Annotated in this window: 14 protein-coding genes; 3 read left to right on the top strand and 11 right to left on the bottom strand. The window is 66.3% G+C overall.

All coding sequences use genetic code 11. The features are described 5' to 3' along the window. Window positions 1-70: 70 nt before the first annotated feature. From ACNAOT_RS13640 to ACNAOT_RS13620, 5 genes are all read right to left on the bottom strand, one after another. Window positions 71-583: a hypothetical protein gene (locus tag ACNAOT_RS13640; protein ID WP_056387685.1), complete on the bottom strand. Its 513-nt coding sequence runs from the start codon at window positions 581-583 to the stop codon at window positions 71-73. A gap of 77 nt (window positions 584-660) precedes the next feature. Next, window positions 661-4,197, bottom strand: coding sequence for a hypothetical protein (locus ACNAOT_RS13635; RefSeq protein WP_056387683.1), 3,537 nt, complete (start codon window positions 4,195-4,197; stop codon window positions 661-663). Then, on the bottom strand, window positions 4,194-6,479 hold the full coding sequence (locus ACNAOT_RS13630) for a hypothetical protein (RefSeq protein ID WP_056387679.1): 2,286 nt from the start codon (window positions 6,477-6,479) through the stop codon (window positions 4,194-4,196). The genes ACNAOT_RS13635 and ACNAOT_RS13630 overlap by 4 nt, the downstream gene beginning before the upstream one ends. A 41-nt stretch (window positions 6,480-6,520) precedes the next feature. Beyond that, window positions 6,521-7,420 carry a hypothetical protein gene (locus ACNAOT_RS13625; protein ID WP_056387676.1) on the bottom strand — a complete coding sequence of 300 codons (900 nt, stop codon included), beginning with the start codon at window positions 7,418-7,420 and terminating at the stop codon, window positions 6,521-6,523. 252 nt (window positions 7,421-7,672) lie between these two features. Then, the gene (locus ACNAOT_RS13620; protein ID WP_200830699.1) at window positions 7,673-10,093 is read right to left on the bottom strand and encodes a type IA DNA topoisomerase; all 2,421 of its coding nucleotides are present in this window, start codon (window positions 10,091-10,093) and stop codon (window positions 7,673-7,675) included. Between the two features lie 75 nt (window positions 10,094-10,168). On the opposite strand from ACNAOT_RS13620, the gene ACNAOT_RS13615 reads away from it, so the two are divergent. Further along, a complete protein-coding gene (locus tag ACNAOT_RS13615) occupies window positions 10,169-10,822 on the top strand; it encodes a hypothetical protein (RefSeq protein WP_420178305.1) in 654 nt (217 codons plus the stop codon). Between the two features lie 7 nt (window positions 10,823-10,829). On the opposite strand, the gene ACNAOT_RS13610 is transcribed toward ACNAOT_RS13615, so the two are convergent. The 5 genes from ACNAOT_RS13610 to ACNAOT_RS13590 all read right to left on the bottom strand — a co-directional run bounded on the left by ACNAOT_RS13610 (window position 10,830) and on the right by ACNAOT_RS13590 (window position 14,549). Continuing rightward, window positions 10,830-11,810, bottom strand: a complete 981-nt coding sequence (locus ACNAOT_RS13610) for an Abi family protein (protein ID WP_056387671.1) — start codon at window positions 11,808-11,810, stop codon at window positions 10,830-10,832. Window positions 11,811-11,925: 115 nt separating this feature from the next. Continuing rightward, entirely contained in the window at window positions 11,926-12,468 is a 543-nt protein-coding gene (locus ACNAOT_RS13605; protein WP_420178304.1) for a helix-turn-helix domain-containing protein, read from the bottom strand. Next, window positions 12,461-13,108, bottom strand: coding sequence for a hypothetical protein (locus ACNAOT_RS13600; protein ID WP_420178302.1), 648 nt, complete (start codon window positions 13,106-13,108; stop codon window positions 12,461-12,463). The genes ACNAOT_RS13605 and ACNAOT_RS13600 overlap by 8 nt, the downstream gene beginning before the upstream one ends. Continuing rightward, the gene (locus ACNAOT_RS13595; RefSeq protein WP_056387663.1) at window positions 13,105-14,142 is read right to left on the bottom strand and encodes a hypothetical protein; all 1,038 of its coding nucleotides are present in this window, start codon (window positions 14,140-14,142) and stop codon (window positions 13,105-13,107) included. Before ACNAOT_RS13595 ends, ACNAOT_RS13600 begins: the two co-directional genes overlap by 4 nt. Continuing rightward, on the bottom strand, window positions 14,139-14,549 hold the full coding sequence (locus ACNAOT_RS13590) for a hypothetical protein (RefSeq protein ID WP_056387660.1): 411 nt from the start codon (window positions 14,547-14,549) through the stop codon (window positions 14,139-14,141). Before ACNAOT_RS13590 ends, ACNAOT_RS13595 begins: the two co-directional genes overlap by 4 nt. Window positions 14,550-14,951: 402 nt before the next feature. On the opposite strand from ACNAOT_RS13590, the gene ACNAOT_RS13585 reads away from it, so the two are divergent. Both ACNAOT_RS13585 and ACNAOT_RS13580 read left to right on the top strand, forming a co-directional pair. Further along, entirely contained in the window at window positions 14,952-15,407 is a 456-nt protein-coding gene (locus tag ACNAOT_RS13585) for a LexA family protein (RefSeq protein WP_056388149.1), read from the top strand. A gap of 15 nt (window positions 15,408-15,422) precedes the next feature. Next, complete coding sequence (locus tag ACNAOT_RS13580) at window positions 15,423-16,727, top strand: Y-family DNA polymerase (protein ID WP_082581623.1); 1,305 nt, start codon at window positions 15,423-15,425, stop codon at window positions 16,725-16,727. A 70-nt stretch (window positions 16,728-16,797) separates the two neighbouring features. On the opposite strand, the gene ACNAOT_RS13575 is transcribed toward ACNAOT_RS13580, so the two are convergent. After that, window positions 16,798-17,088, bottom strand: coding sequence for a hypothetical protein (locus ACNAOT_RS13575; RefSeq protein WP_056387658.1), 291 nt, complete (start codon window positions 17,086-17,088; stop codon window positions 16,798-16,800). Window positions 17,089-17,169 lie beyond the last annotated feature (81 nt).

Below are 17,169 nucleotides of genomic sequence, written 5' to 3'. Positions count from 1 at the left end.
GGAAGACCCCGTGGACATCACGTCCACGGGGTCTTCTTGTGTCTGACTGGCTGGCAGTCCCGTATGAGCCCTACAGCCGTCCGCCCTTCAGGCGCAGCGCCCGGTACTCCTCGATCGTCTCCGGCGGCCGTCCGTACTTTGGCGCATGTGTCTCGACGAAATCGATCTCGGCCCAGGTGTCCCGGTGCCGGACCCGCGACCTGGCCAGCACGGCAAGCGCGGTTACTGAAACGACCACGTTGGCCAGCCACCACAAGATGGCGATGAGGACCGCAGCCTGGACCAGTCTCCGTTCAGAGGAGCCCGTCTGTGCTGCCAGGGCCGCCAGGGCCGTTGAACTACCCAAAGCCATGCACCCGAGCAGGAGCCCGGCCACCCAACCCTCCGTCGGCACCCGCCGGCGCGCCAGATCAGCGGGGCTGTCGCGATGGCGGACCAGCCGCAGCGCCTCGCGCAGGAAGAACACAGCAGCCAACGCGGCCAGGCAGTTCACCGCCAGCTCGCGCGCTCCCTCGAGCCACCAGCGCCCCGAGTGCCACCAGCCCAGCGGAAACTCGTCGCGCGCCTTGCCTCGCAGATTCATCCGTTCCATCCTTTCCCCCGTGGCAGGCAAAGGGCGGCGCACCCCTTGTCGGAGTGCGCCGCCCTCATCACCAACGATCAGTTCTTCGGGTCCTCAGCCGGCTTCCTCCGCGACACGGGACCGTCCGTGCGCTTCGGAGCCGGATCCGCCGTCCGCCGCGGCTGGGCCGGAGCCGGCTGCGACGGCTTCGGGGCCGGGGCCTTCGGAGCCTGAGCCGCCGGTGCCGATCGACGTCCGCTGCGTGGAGTCGGCTGGACACCCTGGCTGCCCTGAGTGCCTCCGGTAACCCGGCCACCGACACGGGGCTGGGTAGAAGCAGGAGCAGGAGCCGGGGCCTGCAGACGCTGACCGGACTGGCCCTGCGCCTGCGCCGGAGCGCCGGTGCGGGGCTGGATCGGAGCCTGCGGGCTGCGGCGCTGACTGCCGTTGGCCTGCGGGATACCGGGTCCCGCCTGCACAGCACGGGAGCCGGAACCCGCGTTGGCCTGCGGCTGCTGGCCTTCGGCGGCCCGCGTCGCCCGGGTGCCCGGAATCCCCGGGACCGCTGCGATGACGGGGTTCACCTGCGCGGGCCCGCCGGTACCAGCGGTGAAGCGCGGGCCCTGGCCCGAGGAGGCCGGAGCCGCCTGCTGTCCGGTGCCGAACTGCGTCGGTGCCGACTGGCCGGCGTCCGCCTTGCGGCCACCGCTGGTGTGCGCACCGCTATCGGTGCCGCCCGTGAGCCCGTCGCGCTTCTGGCCCTGACCCTGGCCATGGCCCTGCTGCCCGGTACCAGGAGCACCCTGCGCGCCGCCGAGCCCGAAGCTCGTCTGGCCGCCGGTGGCCTGGCCGCCCCGCGAGGAGGGACCCTGGCCGGTGCTGTAGCCGAGGTTCGACAGGCCGCCCTTGCCGCTCAAGGTCTGAGCAGTCTCCTTGTCGGAGCGGGAGCTCCCCGCCTTGCCGCCCGTGAGCTGCAGAGGACCGCCCTTGTCGCCCGGACCCTCGGGACCACCAGCGGACGGGCCGCGGCCGCCGCTGTCACCACCACCGCCGGGAACCGGACCGGGACCGGCGGGGCTGCCGCCGTCGGGGCCGGCTTCCGGACCGTCGTTCGGACCGGCGGCCAGGGCCAGTGCGCCCTTCCCGGCAGCAAGCGACTTCTGCTCACCGTTCAGGCCGCCGGCGTTGGTCGACGAGCCCTTGCCGCCACCGGGGGTGCCGCCGGGCTTCGTGGCCCCGCTGCCGCCGAGTTTGCCGCCGACGCCGGAGGCGAGCTTGTTACCCATGGCCATGCCCGCTCCGGCCCCGGCTCCCGCAGCCAGCGCGGGGAGCATGCTGCTCTTGTCCGGCTTCGGTGCGGTGTTGGTCTCGAGGAACTTGTCCACCAGCTTGGTGAACACCTCGTCCATCGCCTGCAGCACGACCTTGCGCACCCGCAGGAGCGCCAAGGTGATGCCGATGATCAGCAGCGAGGAGATCAGGGTCAGGATGACCACGATGATCCCGCCGAGCATGCCTGAGCCCCACAGGCCGTCCTGGGACATCCAGGCCGACACCGGTCCGGAGATGATGTCCGGGATGGAGATCAGCAGCTCCGAGACGAACTGGTAGATGAACAGCGTCACCAGCACCTCGAGGATCAGTGCGACGGAGTAGACGATCACCTTGCTGATCGCGGCGATCGCGCCCAGCGTGGCGAACGGCACCGCGGCCACGAGGCTGAAGGTGCGCTTGACCGCGCCCACCAGCATGCCGATGGCGTACCAGAAGCCGAGCAGGACCATGCTGCCCAGGACGACGCCGGCGTTCTGCCAGTACATGAACTTCGCCGGGCCCGTGCCGACCTGGCTGACCGCCATGTGGTCCTCGCGGGTCAGGCCGCTGGTGACGTTGTTCGAGCTGTACATCGTCATCGAGTCGGGGCCGAAGCCGGTGTTCAGGTAGTTGTACGCCGACAGCGCCGACATGTTGCAGGAAACCGGGGCGTTGTCCGCCCAGACCGAGAACCCACAGCCGTGCTTGGTGCCCTGGGTCGAGAAGCTCGTCGTGTTCCCGCCCGGGTTCGAGGAGGTCAGGCCCTTGCCGCCGACCGCCAGCACCGGGTGGTTGGTCGGGATGTAGTCCGACTCGCCGTGCCCGCCGAAGTTGTCGCTGTCACCGTAGGACTTCTTGTCGATGAACCACTCCTTCTTCACGTCGCTGTTGACCGGCAGGTTGGTGATCGCGCTCTTGATGCCCGACTCGAAGTCCGACGCCGATGTAATTTGGCCCGAGATGTAGCTGTTGAGCATGCCGAAGGTCTCGCCCACGGCGTTGAAGTCACCCGCCGGGCTGCCCTCCATGCCGACCAGGCTGTTCTTCCAGGCCGTCTCGGCATTGGTCGCACCGGGGCCCACGCTGATGTCGCGGAAGGTCGAACCGTGCGCCTGCTTGTTGATCGCCAGTGCCGTCGTGCGCACCGACATCATCGCGTTGTTGCTGGCCTGGCCGTTGTCCCAGGCGATAACGGCCTCATCAGGAACGCCGAGGCGGTCGTTCATCATCCAGGCCTCGAAGTCCACGTACGTGGAGAGCACCACGCGGGTCGGGCCGGCGTGCTGGCCCAGCAGCGAGTCATCGAACTTGTCCAGGACGCCGGTGTACATCGAACCCATCAGCGGAAGGCCCACGCCAATGAAGACGACGCGCACGACGAGCTTCTTGATCGCCGAGCCGCGGTCCATCTTCTTGAACAGCACCAGGCCAATAATCAGGAACCCGATGAAGAGCGGGACCAGCGCCTCCCAGGCGATGGACTGCAGCAGGCCGTACCAGCTTGCGATCCAGTGCTGCAGGCCCGCGAGGGCACCGCCGCCGGCCTGGCCACCGGTCATCCCGTCGGCGAGGTCCTGCTGGTGCGCGCTGTTCGTATTGCCGCCGGAGTCCGCGACGCCGGCGACCGCCTGGTAGAACCACATGAACGGGTTCAGCACCTTCAACAGCTGGATGATGAGATAGAACAGCGTGCCCACGGCCAGCGCCATCGCGTAGAGCAGCCAGATCGCGCCGCCGCCGATGAGCGACAGGATCTGTCCACCGATGCCCGAGGACATCGTGTCCAGGCCGAGGTCGGCGTTGGCCGCGCCGAAGTGGGCGTAGTCCACCATGCCGGAGTAGACGTTCTTTCCGCTGCCGCTGGCTGTCGCATTCAGCGTGTCGTACCCGATGGTCTGCGTGGAGCCCGTCGCCTCGGCGAAGAGCCAACCGACTACGTTGAAGAGGCTGAATTCGGAGTCGGCGTAGCCGAGCATGTCGCCGCCCGTCGCCGGGTCGGCGGTGATCGCCCGCCAGTCCTCGTTCATCCGATCCTCGGGCTTGTCCTTGCCTTCGGGAGAGTTCTCCTGACTGAAGTACGTCGAGGCATTCGACGCCAGCTGGTACAGCGAGTAATTGTCGCGGTCCTCGTCGTCGGCAGCGTGCGCCGATGGCGCGAACACCGTCATCAGCAGCGGCACAACCAGTGCCACGAGCAGCGACAGAGCCAGGACGCGCACCAGCCCGCCCCGGGCAGTCGCCGCGGCCCGGGCCCGCGCCGCGAGCGTGATGGTCCCGTTCATCTTTCCCTTCCTGTCTGTCGTGTCCGTGATGGCCGTCATGACTTACCCAGCTTCCACGGGGCCGTCCCGGCCTTCTTCATGGCCTTCCTGCGGTCGGCCCGCCCCACATGGTCCTCGGAGCGGTCCTCCTCGGACTCGACGCTCTGGCGGGCACTGGTGAGCTTCGCGCCGGGTGCCGGCTCGTCCTTCATCAGCTGGTCCATCCGGGCCGCCTCGTCGGCCTTGGCGGCCTCCAGACGAACCTGCCTGCGCTGGGCCTCGCGGAAGGGGTTGATCCCCAGCGCGAGGTCGAGGTGGAAGACCACGTTCGACACGTCCCGGCGCAGGTAGGTAAGGTTCTCGCCCTTGGTCGTGATGAGCTGGGCGAGGTCCGGCGGGATCTGCTGGTGCAGCTGCTTCTGGTACTCCGCCACCGTGCGGTCGCGCATCGGCCCGAAGAGCGTGTAGTCCGCGGCGTCGAACTTGTTGAAGTCCGAGTCCGCGAGCATCTTGTCCACGTCGTTGTAGCTGTAGACCACGCGGCCGCCGCGCTCGTGCATGTGGTCGAACTGGTCGTGCAGGTACTTCTTGACGCGGTCGTCAATCTGCTCGGTGCCGTGGATCACCACGGTGTCCCCGAGCCCGAGCTTGCCGACGGCGAAGCCGACGATGTTGACCAGCTGGGCCATGGCCACGCCCTTGCCGCGGCGCATCAGCCGCGAGAAGTCGTAGACCACGCGCCGGGCATCCCGGACCCCGTCCACGGCCGATGCCGTGTGGTTGTTGAACAGGTCGCCATTCGTGCTGAGCATCGTGTTCGCGATGCCGCGCAGCACGTTGTACGCGCGCAGCTGGTCGGGGTCGGTCTTGCTTGAGTTCAGCAGGGCCTTGTGCGCGGTGTCGAGGTACGAGACGAACATCTGCAGCCGCGGCACCTGCTGGTGCGGGATGTTGACCACGCGCAGGCGGTGCCGCTGGTCCTTGGCGTTGTGCCGCCACATGCCCTGCTCGACGTAGAAGTCGGTCGCCGTGTCCTCCAGCGCGGAGCGGATGATCGAGCCGATTGCCCCGTCCGTGGTCTCGTAGAGCTGCTCAAACATCAGCTTGAGCTTCTCCATCTGCGCGGCGAAGACCGTCAGTTCGTCGTCCTCGTCGCCGAACAGCTCGAAGGGGTTGACGTCACCGCGGTTCAGGTCCACGCGCGAGGTCAGCCGCTCGAAGTTCGGGCCGAGCTTGTCCAGGTCCGCCCCGTCCAGCACGAGGTGGACCACCGAGCCGTTGCCGAGCATGCAGGCCTGCGAGATCTTCGAGCACCACATGTTCGACACACGCTGGCGGTCCAGGTACTCGCTCAGGGTCGCGTCTGCCACGACAACGTGGTGCTCGTACCGGTTCACGTCCATGAGTACGGCCGAGTTGTTGACGTCGCCGACCATGTAGCCGACGTACTCGCCGCCCCGGTCGTTCAGGCCGTTAGTCACCAGCGAGTACGAACCCGCGAGCTCGGTCGAGGTGAAGTGGAAGCCCTTGCCGCGCTTCTTCTCGTTGTTCTTGAACAGGCCCGAGAGTTCCTGGCGCTGCTCGCCGGCGTACGCCGCAGCCTTCAGCGTGCCGAAGCGGTCGATGTACAGCCGCGTGACGCGGTCGACCGAGTCGTCCAGCGTCTCCAGGTCCGGAGCCTTGAGAAACAGGCGGTTGTGCACCGACAGGTAGCTCGCGCCGTCCTGGATCTCGCCGATGGTGACCTCAAGGTCGGAGGAGATCTTGGCGGCCTTGCGCTTGGAAGAGGTCGTGCCGGTCTCCTCCTGCTCGTTCGCGTCAAGGCGGTCGAGCTTCTCCGACTGCTTGGTGAACGAATCCACCCACTTCTCGTCCATCCGGCGCACCTGCTCCAGGACGACCGCGGTGACGCGCTCGTCGAGCCCGTCCGGGATCCGGTCGATGCCCCAGAACGCGGCGAAGTTGTCGTGCGCGGCGTCGTCGTGGAAGAACGCGAGCACGCACGCCACGGAACCGTCGACCTCGAAGTAGTCGGAGCGGAAGACGTACTTCTCCCGAGGCTTGAGCGCCAGCAGGTGCGGATACGAGTCGAACCGCCCCTCCAGCTTCTTCATCTCCTGGCGGCGCTGCCACCAGTTCTTGTTCGGCTCGGCCACCTCGGCCGGCTCAGCGGCGACCGCCGGCGCGGTCACCTCGGACGGCTCCGCCGTCCCGCCCGTGGCGGGATCGCCGTCGAGAGCGGCCTCCAGTTCATCCACGCCCGGCACGGCCGTCGCGTCCCCGCCCCGGGGCTTCTTCCCCGGAATGCCCAGCTGCGCGCGGGCCTTCGTCATCAGCGCCATGTCACCCTTCGTCCTTCCTTTGTTCGTCCAGCTCGGCCCGGTCAGTTCAGTGAGGCCTTGAGAGAGTGCAGGTCGTCCTCGATGCCCTGGTAGAAGACCCGCAGCATGGGCTCGGTCTCCTCGCGGTCGAGGACCGTAGCCTCCTTGATCATCAGCGCGGACCCCTCGACCTCGGACTGCAGCACCATGTGCGCCCGGCGCAGAGCGTCAGCGCTCTTGCCCTTGAGCAGCAGGTACTGGTGGATCGAGGTGAACTTGCCACCGACGTGCTGCGTGAGGATGTCATACTGCTCGTTCTGCAGCTCGATCAGGTCAGGGTCGCGGACCGCGAGGGCGTGGTTGCGGTGCTCGAGCGAGGCCACCTGGTGGTAGATCCGCTGCGGCTCCTTCGTGGTGACGAAGGCCCACTCGCAGTTCGTGTCGATCTTGCGCCAGAAGGCGTCGACCCGGTCCAGGATGCCGATGCGGTCCTCGTCGAAGAGCAGGTACGACGCTGAACCGACGACCAAGTAGACCTGCCCCTCACCGCCGTCGGAGAAGTGGATCCGGCCGTCCTCCTCGATGCCGTCGATACCGACGATCGAGTGGAAGTCGCTCGGGTCCGAGCTGCGGCGGGTGAAGACGTTGCGTGCCCGGGACGGGGCGTATGCCAGCAGGGCGGGCACGTTCATCGCCCGCAGCTCCTTGGTCTTGGTCATGCCGCCGAAGTAGACGATCAGTGCCAGGCCCCAGATGACGAAGAGCGTGATGAACACCGGACCCGAGCTCGCCACGAAGGTCTGCGTCACCGCCCACAGCAGCGCCAGCGCGCCCCCGCCGAAGAAGAACAGCTGCTTGATGGGGGAGGGCTTGGCCGCCCAGCCGCCCTTGCTGAGCGTGATCTCGTGGTCGAGGAACGACCTGTTGAGGCTCGTCGGCACCTTGTACGACATCTTCGCCATGAATCTCTCCCTGCTGCCACCACTGATTTGTCTGCGCCTGTCCGAATGCCCTCATAGATGAGGGATACATGACCACTCTACCTTAGATAGACCTATCGAATCGAGCGCGACTGACGCAAGAATGGCACCGCCCAGCGACTCGGACGTGCGATCCGATGCCGTCGGGCGGTACCGTGGCGTGCTGATTTAAGTGGACGGGCAGTCTATCGGACTGGCATCCGAATAATCATTCAGGAACGAGTCCGCGCAACCTCAGCCGAAGGAGGGGACGAGCTTCTTCTTGCCGCCCTCGTTCCTCCACTGAAGCTCGGCGTCGAACTTCTTTCCCTTGCTCGAGGTGAAGCCCGTACCCTTGATCGTCTTGCCCGCGGCCAGTGCCGCGAGCTGGTCGTCGGTGAAGGCAACCCCGCACCAGCTCTTCGGCGGGGAGTCCAGGGAGGCCTCGAAGTCAGGCACGATCTTCTTACCCTCACCCTTCTTCTCCTCGCGGAAGAAGACCTTGCACTGGAAGCGGTTGCCCTTCTTTGAGACGAAGTCGCTTGACTCGACGCCCTCGCCAACCATGAGGCGGTCGATCTCCTCGGGCGTAAAGGTGTAGTGGCACCAGGACGCCGGCGGCAGCGCGTTGCCGCTGGCGTCGCGCCGGCCGAAGCCGAGCTTCTGGAACCCGACGAAAGTCCGGCCCTTGAAGGTGCCCTCGCCAAGCTCGCCGAAGACCTCATAGGCCTTGCCCGTGGTGCTCTTCGCCGAAAACTCGATCGTCTCCCCGGCCAGCAGCCGGGCGACCTCGTCGTCGGTGAAGCGGTGGCCGCCCCACTCACGCGCGAACACCACATCCTTGCCCGTCTTGGCCCAGGTGCCCTGCGCCCGCTCCTTCCGGGTGACGGCCTCCTCCTTGAGCCCCAGTGCGGAGCGCATCGTCGCGGCGTTCTTCTGCATGGTCGCGATGTCCTCGCGCACCCAGTCGGCCACGACCGCGAGGCGCTCCTCTGCGCTCGGGCCGGTGCCTACGGCAATCTCCTTCATATCGGCATAGACCTTCTCGGTCAGCGCCAGGTCGCCGATCCGGGTGCCCGGAAGCAGCCGCCAGCTCATGTCCCCGGCCTCGGCGAGGGTGAGCTTGCGGCCCTTCTCCAGCAGCAGCGGGTACTTCGTCTTCGTCGAGGTCACCTCGGAGTACGTCGAGGTCCGGGTGGCACCCGTGCCCACGTCGCGCTTCTCCAGCTGCTTCATCAGCCACTTCATGCTCGGGTGCTCGGGGCGCTTGTTCGCACCCTCGAAGACGAAGGGCTCAGCGTTGGTGCCCAGGCCCTTGGCCGACTCGTTCTCGTCGCCCTCGGCGGTGTCGTCGCCGGCGTCCGGATCGAACACCGCCTTCCAGCCCGCCGACATGGGCACGTTGGCGATGCCCACGAAGTCCGGATAGTCCTTGACGTGGCCCTTCTGCTGCTCGTAGACGTAGTCCTCGGCAATCATCGCCAGGTAGTTCTTGCCTAGGGTCTCGTAGATCAGGCGGCCGGCCTTGCCGAAACGCTGCTCGACGTCGTCCAGCGAGGACGGCACCTTCGGGCCGGGACGGTTCGCACCGTGCGCCCCCTGCGGCTTCACGTGGGCCTTGCGCGGCTCGCGGTGCGTCAGATGCTTGCGATCCACCCCGACCACGCCGGCGATCTTGTCCACCAGAGGCGCAAGCTCGTTGAACTGCTCAGGCGTGATCGTTTTGTCCTCGGTGCGCGGGTAGCTCACGACCTGGGCCTCGTACATGGACTGGTAGGTCGAGAGCACCAGCTGGGCCCTGATTCCCTTGCCGACCAGGATGGACGAGAGTGCGGCCAGGTCCAGCAGCTTCGGTGGCGGGGTCTGTTTCGTCGCCTTGCCGTCGAGCACGACGGGGGAGGGGTCGTACTGGTTCGGCACCTGGTCCTTCTGGTCGAACCGCGGCTCCTCCGGGTTCGTGTACATCACGTCGTTCTCGTCACGGAACCGGTTCTGGAAGAACGGCTTCTTGACGTAGTCGTTATACGCCTTCAGCTGGTCGCCGACGAGCTTGACCATCGCCGACTTCAGCCGGCCCTGGCGCAGCACCATGTCCTGCCCGGACTGGCGGGCCATGTTCGTGGCGATGCGGGTGAACTGCATCGAGAGCAGGTCGAACTGTGAGCGGTAGCGCGCCTTGCGGTACTCGTCGAAGTCCAGGAGTGACGGAATGACCTTGCGCGCGGCGAAGGCCTTCTGCAGCGAGGCCGGAGCCTCATCAGTGAAGTACATGCGCGACCACTTGCCCGGCTTCAGCCCCAACTCGAGGAAGGCATTGACCGCGATCATGCCGCCCTCGCCCGTGGGGTCGACGTCGGTGGCGATCGCGATCTCGTCGCACTTGCCCAGGGTCCGCTTCACGTCCGCGGCGACAGCGCTCGCGTTCTTGATCACCTCCAGGCTCCAGTCCAGCTGCTGAGGGTCCCAGGGCAGGTTGCCCAGGTCCCAGGTCCGGTACTTCCCGGCCACGTCCGGATCCGCCACCATCCGGTGCGGATCGACGAACTCGTACAGGTGCCCCCGGGCGTGGGCGATGACGAACTGCTCCCCGTTGTACGTGCCGTTCATGCCGCCGAGGGCTGCAGCGAAGTGCCGCGCCGCGCTCGGCTTCTCGGTGAGGATCCCGACAACCATCATGACTCCCTTTCGTCGGTGACTCATAAACCAGTCGACTCATAAATCAGTCACAAGTCTATCGATAGAATGAGTTGAATGGCGAGTCTAAGCGAGTCGCACAGCGAGTCGAATGGGAGCGGCGAGACCCGCGCCGGCACGCCGGTCAGAGAGGGCCTGGATCATTCACGGCGACCCCGGATCGAGGTAACGTCTATAGAGTCGCCACCCGCTCACGCCCGACCCAGGAGCACGAATCCCATGGCCCTCGACCACGCTTTCCTGCGCACACCACAGGACTTCAGCAGCATGCTCATCGAGATGCAGGAGGGCAGCTGGCCGCCGGACGAGGCGGACATCATCCGTATCGCCCAGGGGTGCTCGATGCTGATCGAGTGCATCGATGCCTGGGAGAGCGCCACGCACGGCAAGAACGTCTTCGACGTCGCCCGCGGAGAGATCTGCACGGCCGACGTACGGCGGCTCCTCGCCCAGGAGGTCTCACTGAGCTACGAGGGCGACGTCGCGGTGCTGCTGGTGCCGCCTGCGGACGAACGTGTGCGCGTGGAAATCCGTGCCGACGTCGACGAATACCAGGGCCTGCTGCGCCGTCCGGAGATGGTCCTGGATTGGGAGCAGGATGGTAAGCAGCACGAGCACTACATCTCACTCAAGCCCAAGGGCGCGCACTGGTACATGCTGTCGCAGCTGCGTGACGACATGAAGGAAGGCCGGCTCACCGTCCGGTCCTAGCTCCGCCTCAGCCGCGCCAGAGCTCGAGCGACTCCCAGCCCACAGGCGCGCCCATCGACTCGATGGTCAGGGCGTGTGAGACCGGGAATTGGCGAAGCAGAGCCGCCAGCCGACCGGACCAACCGGTGTCCGGGTCGATGGCGCGCAGCAGGTACGCGATTACGGCCAGGGCGTTGTACGTGCCGAAGACACCCTTGGCGGTCTGCTCATCGCGCAGGTGGTCCAGCACCGGCACCACTCCGACCTTCGGCCGCGACGGCGCGTTCTGGAGCTTGCGGTTGAACAGTCGGGCATGGTGGGCAGCGACGTTCCGCACGTAGTTCAGGCTGGCGAGCCAGCTGATCATGACCTTCTTCGTCGGCACGCCGAACTCACGGGCAATCTCCTCGGCATCCTGCTGGTGCATGCCGCGGTAAAGCACGCACAGGTGTCCCAGCTCAAGGATCTCCGTCAGCGCCCACACCGGCATCCTGTCGTCGTACTTCTGCCTGAAGTGCTCCACGAACTGCTCGTCGGAGCTGGCCCGCCGCTCGTTGACGCGCTGGAGCCAACGCACATGCGGGCTCGGCGCGGGATCCCGCACATCGGTGCTCTCGGCTGTGAAGGCCTCGGTGAAGCACTCCGGGTCCTCGTAGGCGAAAGGGGACCGGCGGCCGAGGACATAGCCGATCCGCATCCGCGCGGCGACCTCGATGCGTTCGACGCCGTCCATGACGAGCATGCGCAGCTGCCGGTCGAAGTCGATGATCTCCTCAGCGTGGCGCAACGTCGTGCCCGGCCGGTAGCCGCTGAGCACCCGGATGCGGGAGCGCCCGTCCTCGTCGGCGTAGCGCTCGGACTCGCGGAAGGGGTAGAGGTAGCCGGTGAGGCGGTAGTAGCCGACGGCACCCAGCAGCACGGCTGCCCGGTCCCCGACGTCGGCCCCGTGCCACGCCAGCCGGTCGATCTGCGCGTCGACCGACAGCCATGGCTTCGCGTACTCCGCCACGTTCCTCCCCCTGAAAAGAAAATCAGCCCGCGCCTTGCGGCAACGGGCTGATCGTGATGGCTATAAAGTAGCACGGATCGTCTGTCCATGCATCGCTGATGCTGTACGGCGCTGATCACCGTCCGGGCGGCAGCGCGACGCCCAGACGAACCCGGTAGGCCTTCAGGACCTTGCCGAGCGTCTTCAGGTTCTCCGGATGGTCTACACCGGACTCCAGCTCCCTGATCCGGATCGGACGGACGCCGGCGACCTCGGCGACCTGCTTGTGGGAGGCCTTCCCCCGGAGCTTGACCAACAGGTCCGGCAGGTCCTCGTCAAGGTCCTCGAACATGCGGAACTTCTCGGCGGCCCCCATGCGGGTATGACCCAGGTGCCAGTGGCCACAGTGTCCACAGCTGTACCAGCTCGTCGAGGGATCCTCGCGGAGCCGGTCCGGAATCTCGCCCTCGCTGCGGTAGCGGCGCTTGAAGACCTTCTTCCCTTCGCGCATGGTCGTGCACTCGCGCGGGGCGTCCTCGGCCCGGGAGGCGGGGTTGGACATCCCCGCGCACCGGGGAGCGCAGTACAGCCCGAGCAGCACCGGGTCCTGGGGACGCAGCGCCAGACCCTTGCCACACCCCTTGCACCGCTGTCTCTTCGGGAACAGCACCTCAGCCACGCCCGGCCTCCTTCATTTCTGCGTTGCCGGACCGGTCGTCGCGGCCCTCCTCAGCCTTCTTCCTGGCGCGCCTCTCGCGCGCCGCCGCCCGGATCCGGGCGCGGTAATCGGGGTCATCGCGGTACCGCTGCCGCTGCCGCTGCTTCTTGCGCTCGGCCCGCTGCGGGTCCGCGGCGATGTACCTGGCGCTGGCAGCAGCCTGGTCGGCCCGGAACTGCGGGTCCTGGCGGTACCGGCGGGAGTGGTCGCGCTTGCAGGGACGGCACACCCAGGTGCCGTCCTTGGCCCAGTAGCCGTTGTCGGCGTCCATCGTGTGCCCGCGGGCACAGGTACGGCTGCCCGGCCGGCGCAGCGGCTTGGCCCCCTTCTGCATGTGCCCGGGGTTGACGCAGGCACTGCGACCACAGGCCATCCGCAGGATCTCGTCCTGCGTCAGGGACCCGAGCCCGAGCTCCTGCTGCAGGGCCTCCCAGGCGTATCGGCGCGGCGTGGCCGAGGATCGGCCGTTCGACAGGCCGAAGCGGCCCGAGGCGGTCCAGACCCAGCAGCCTGTGCCGTCGAGCCTGCCCGCCTCCTTATCGACCTTCTCCCGGAACCGCTCGGCGTCGGTCGCTGTACTCCTGTGCGTGGCGGTGCTCACCGGATCGGCCGCCCTTCCCGCTCGCGCTCGAGCTTCGCCTGCTTCTTCGTCGCCTCCCGCACCCGGTCCCGGACGAAGACCGCGTCCTTGTGCGTGATCGGAGCCTCGTGGACATTGTGCGAGCCGCGCAGGAAGTTGCTCGTGCGGTCCGCGATCGAGTACGCGAGTGCCTGCTCGATCGCCGCGCTGGTCTCCTTTACCTCACCCAGCTGCCCGTGCAGCGCGGCCAGGCCTTGGGTCTGCTCACGGCCCATCTGCTCCAGGGCTTCCATGCGCGCCGCGATGCTGCCCAGCAGCGGATCACGGGAGCGGAACAGCTGCGCCGCGCGCCGGGTGGCAGCATCGGTCGCCAGTCCAAGGTCGAGCTGGGCCAGCAGAAAGGCCGTGACCAGGCTTGCCTGGCTCAACCGCTCGGTGAACTCGCGGGCCGCCGTGTCGCCGACGCCGAGCTCACGGACGGCCGCTGAGCGCAGCTGCTCCCGCAGCGCGCCGACGATGGCCTCGGGCAGGGCCCGGACGGCAGGCTGGCTCTTCACGCCGTCGAGCCGGAAGCCGCTCTGTGGCAACGACTCGCTGCCCTCGTCCCCTCCGCCGGAGCCGCCCCTGGCCGCCGCAGACTGCACGGCCTCCTGATGGTCGGTGTGCTGGAGCGGGACGGGCGGGAGGAGGTTGGCATCTTCCGGCGGCGACACCGGGAGGGCCGCGGGGTGTGCTTCGGCGTCTGCGTCGTCGTGCACCTGCGGCATCGCTGCTGTGTCCACGACGACGGCGTCGCTCTGGGCCGGGGGAGTGGCGCTGCCTGCTCCCGAGCCTCCCCGCTGGCCGGCACCGGTTTCCCGGTCAAGGTTCTCGGCGCTCTGCTGCGGGGCCTCATCCTTCTCCGGCGTGTCCTGCTCCGGCTCCGCCGGCTGTGCCCGTTCCTGGGCCCGCTTCAGGCCCTCGCTCCCGCCGGTCCGGTACGCATCGAGGAAGGACGTGTCGACGTCCATCAGCTCGTCGGTGGACGGCATGATCTCGTTCAGCCCCTGGCTCACGTCAGCTCCCCGTTCTCCTCGTCCAGCAGATAGTTGTCGCCCCTGGTCAGCCCGAGCAGGGAATCGAAGCCCATGGTCACGACCCGCTCGAGGTTGGCGTTGTTCGTCGAAAGCGCCTTGAGCTCGTCGACGACCTGGTTGATGCGCGCGGTGAGCAGATCAGGGATGTCGAAGTCGAGATTCTCGCGCCGGATCTTCTCGGCGATCGCCTCGGCGTAGTACTCGTTGGCGGAGGGGTAGCCGCGCCGCTGCGCCCAGTACTCCGCCCGCTGCTTCTCGTCCGAGGACAGGCGGGTAAAGACCCGCTCCCTGCGGTCGCTGCCGTTCTGGTCGGTGCTCGGTCCACCGGACCTGGTCGCAGCCCGCGCAGCGGGAGGCGCAGCCTTCGGCTCGTCGACGACGGTCATGTCTGGCCTCTCCTGTCATATTCGACTGATGTACGAGTCCATTCTAACGTCATTCGAATGCCTGTCACGAATGATTGGGCAATGACTTGTGACAGACCTTTGGGAGAGGTCGGGCAGAGAGGTAGGGTCATCTGCGTCACCCGGTCAGCGCCTGATCGCGTGTCCCAGGCGGCCTCGGTTCCTCGACCCCAAGGCCGGGGCCGCTGGACGTTGGTTCGCACCTCCCGTTCGTGGGAAAAAGAGAAGGCCCCGACGCGCATGAAGCGCACCGGGGCCTTTATTCCTGGCTGCCGTCCCAGAGCCCAGGCCTGTCCAGTCCGCCCGGCATTTTGCTCCACGTTGCGCGCCGTTCCCGCCCGGGCGTACGATTCCATCGAACATATGTTCGAAAAGGAAGTGGACATGCAGGCCTCGCAGCCAGAACCGTTGGCGCTCGACGAGCCGCTGATACTCCCGTTTGCGCCGGAAGCCGTCGCCTGCGGCTTCCCCAGCCCTGCAGAGGGATATTGGTCGGGGGACCTCGATCTTGTCCAGCACCTGGTCCGGGACCCAACCTGCACATTCGTCTGGCGTGCAGCCGGCCATTCCATGACCGGAGCCGGAATCAATGACGGCGACCTGCTGCTCGTGGACCGGGGGATCGATCCCGTTCCGGGCAAGATTGTGATCGCCGTCGTTGACGGCGAATACACCGTCAAGCGGCTGGACGTCATCCAAGGACGTACCGTTCTCGTGGCAGAGAACCTCGACTATGCGGACATCGTTCTCCACGAACACACGGAGATGTCAGTCTGGGGCGTGGTCACATGGATTCTGTCTCCTGCGAAAATCAAACGTGGTGTCAGACCCCGCCTATAGTCTCCAGCCGTGGCAATGACGACTCTGACCCCAGCACCCGATCAAATCGCTCTCGTAGACTGCGTCTCCTTTTACGCCAACGCGGAGCGTGTCTTCGACCCCACGCTGCATGACCGGCCGACCCTTGTCCTCTCGAACAATGACGGCTGTGTGGTTGCCGCGTGCCCGCTGGTGAAGGAGCTCGATCCTGACATCATGGGCAAGCCGTGGTTCAAGATCCGCGGCTGGTGCCAGGCCAAGGGCGTCGAAGCCAGGTCATCGAACTATGAGCTCTATGGCTCGCTGAGTGCACGGGTTGCCACCATTCTGGGCCGCTTCAGTGCGTGGCAGGAAGTGTATTCGATCGACGAAAGCTGGCTGAAGCTGCGGGGGGCTCCTGAAGAACTCGAATCACGGGGACAGGAGATCCGACGGACTGTCCTCCAGCTGACCGGAATTCCTGTCCGCGTCGCGATCGGTCCCACGAAGACCCTCGCCAAGGTAGCGGCTCTCGGCATCAAGAAAAACCCCGCGTTCAATGGTGTTCTCGATCTCCGGCGGTTTTCGGAGGAGCAGCTTGACCGGATCCTTGACTCCCTCCATGTGACTGACCTCTGGGGCGTCGCCGGGCGTAACGGCAAGCGCCTGGCTGCGCTCGGCATCCACACGGCCAGAGAACTGCGCGACGCTGATGCCAAATGGCTCCGCAAACGGTTCTCCGTCGTCATGGAAAGAACCATCCTGGAGCTGCGCGGGCAAAAATGCATCGAGCTGGAGACCCAGCCGCCGGCTGCCAAGGACCAGCTGATCTATTCCAGGAGCTTCTCGCGCAAGCTTACGGACCCTGACGAGATGCATCAGGTTCTGTCGATCTACGCCCAGCGGGTCTCAGCACGTCTTCGGGCCCAGGGGTCCGTCGCCGGCGTGCTCTCGGTGTGGGCTTCGACCGGCTGGGCCGACGAAGGAACCGTCCCGCATTCAGCCCACCGGGCTGTTCCGCTGGCCATGCCGACCGATGACCCGATCGCGCTTACGAAAGCTGCCAGTGTGATCCTGCCTGATCTGTTTCCGACCGCCGGTATCCGCTACGCCCGTGCAGGAGTTGTACTCACGGGACTGCGCGCGGGTGACGGCGTTCAGTTCCTACCTGTGTTCCAATCCGAATTCGAAGATCGGGGAGTAGGGAAGGTACTTGACGAAATCACGAGAAAGCTCGGCGCGCAGGCAGTGGGTGTGGGCCTGGGTGGCATGAAGACCCCGCCGGCGTGGGAGATGAAGCGCGCCATGCTCTCGAAGCGCTGCACGACCCACTGGGACGAGCTGCCGGTCGCTGTGGCATAGCGGGGTAAGGGAAGCGCAGGACCTCAACAGCACCCGCGCCGGCAGCAAACTCGAGCAGCGACCTGCCACATTAAAGCGCGGCTTCGAGTTCCTCCGAGGAATACCCGAACATGTAATCCTCATCCTTACCGTGTGAGGCCCAGATCTGAGCTGCATCGTAAACACTCAGCGCCTCGCTGTCGTCATCGTCATCGTCATCGTCATCTAGACCGTAGCGACACTCAAGGCAGTACATCTCGGAGTAAACAAACTTTTTCACCAGGGGCGTCCCACAGTTGGGGCACGGGGGCGTTTCACCCTCGTAGACATCGATCTCGTCCCAGCTTTTTTCCTTCTTCGCAAGGAAATCAAAGATACCCAAAGGCCCTACCGTCCCAATACGTCCCGCCGAAGCCGTTTCTGATATGACATAAACCGCTGACGACAAGCACAACCGCAATTT

The sequence above is a fragment of the Paenarthrobacter sp. TA1.8 genome, from assembly GCF_048595705.1.
Taxonomy (GTDB): domain Bacteria; phylum Actinomycetota; class Actinomycetes; order Actinomycetales; family Micrococcaceae; genus Arthrobacter; species Arthrobacter nitroguajacolicus.
Note: the sequence above shows the minus strand (reverse complement) of the source record. Positions and strands in the feature narration are given on the sequence as shown.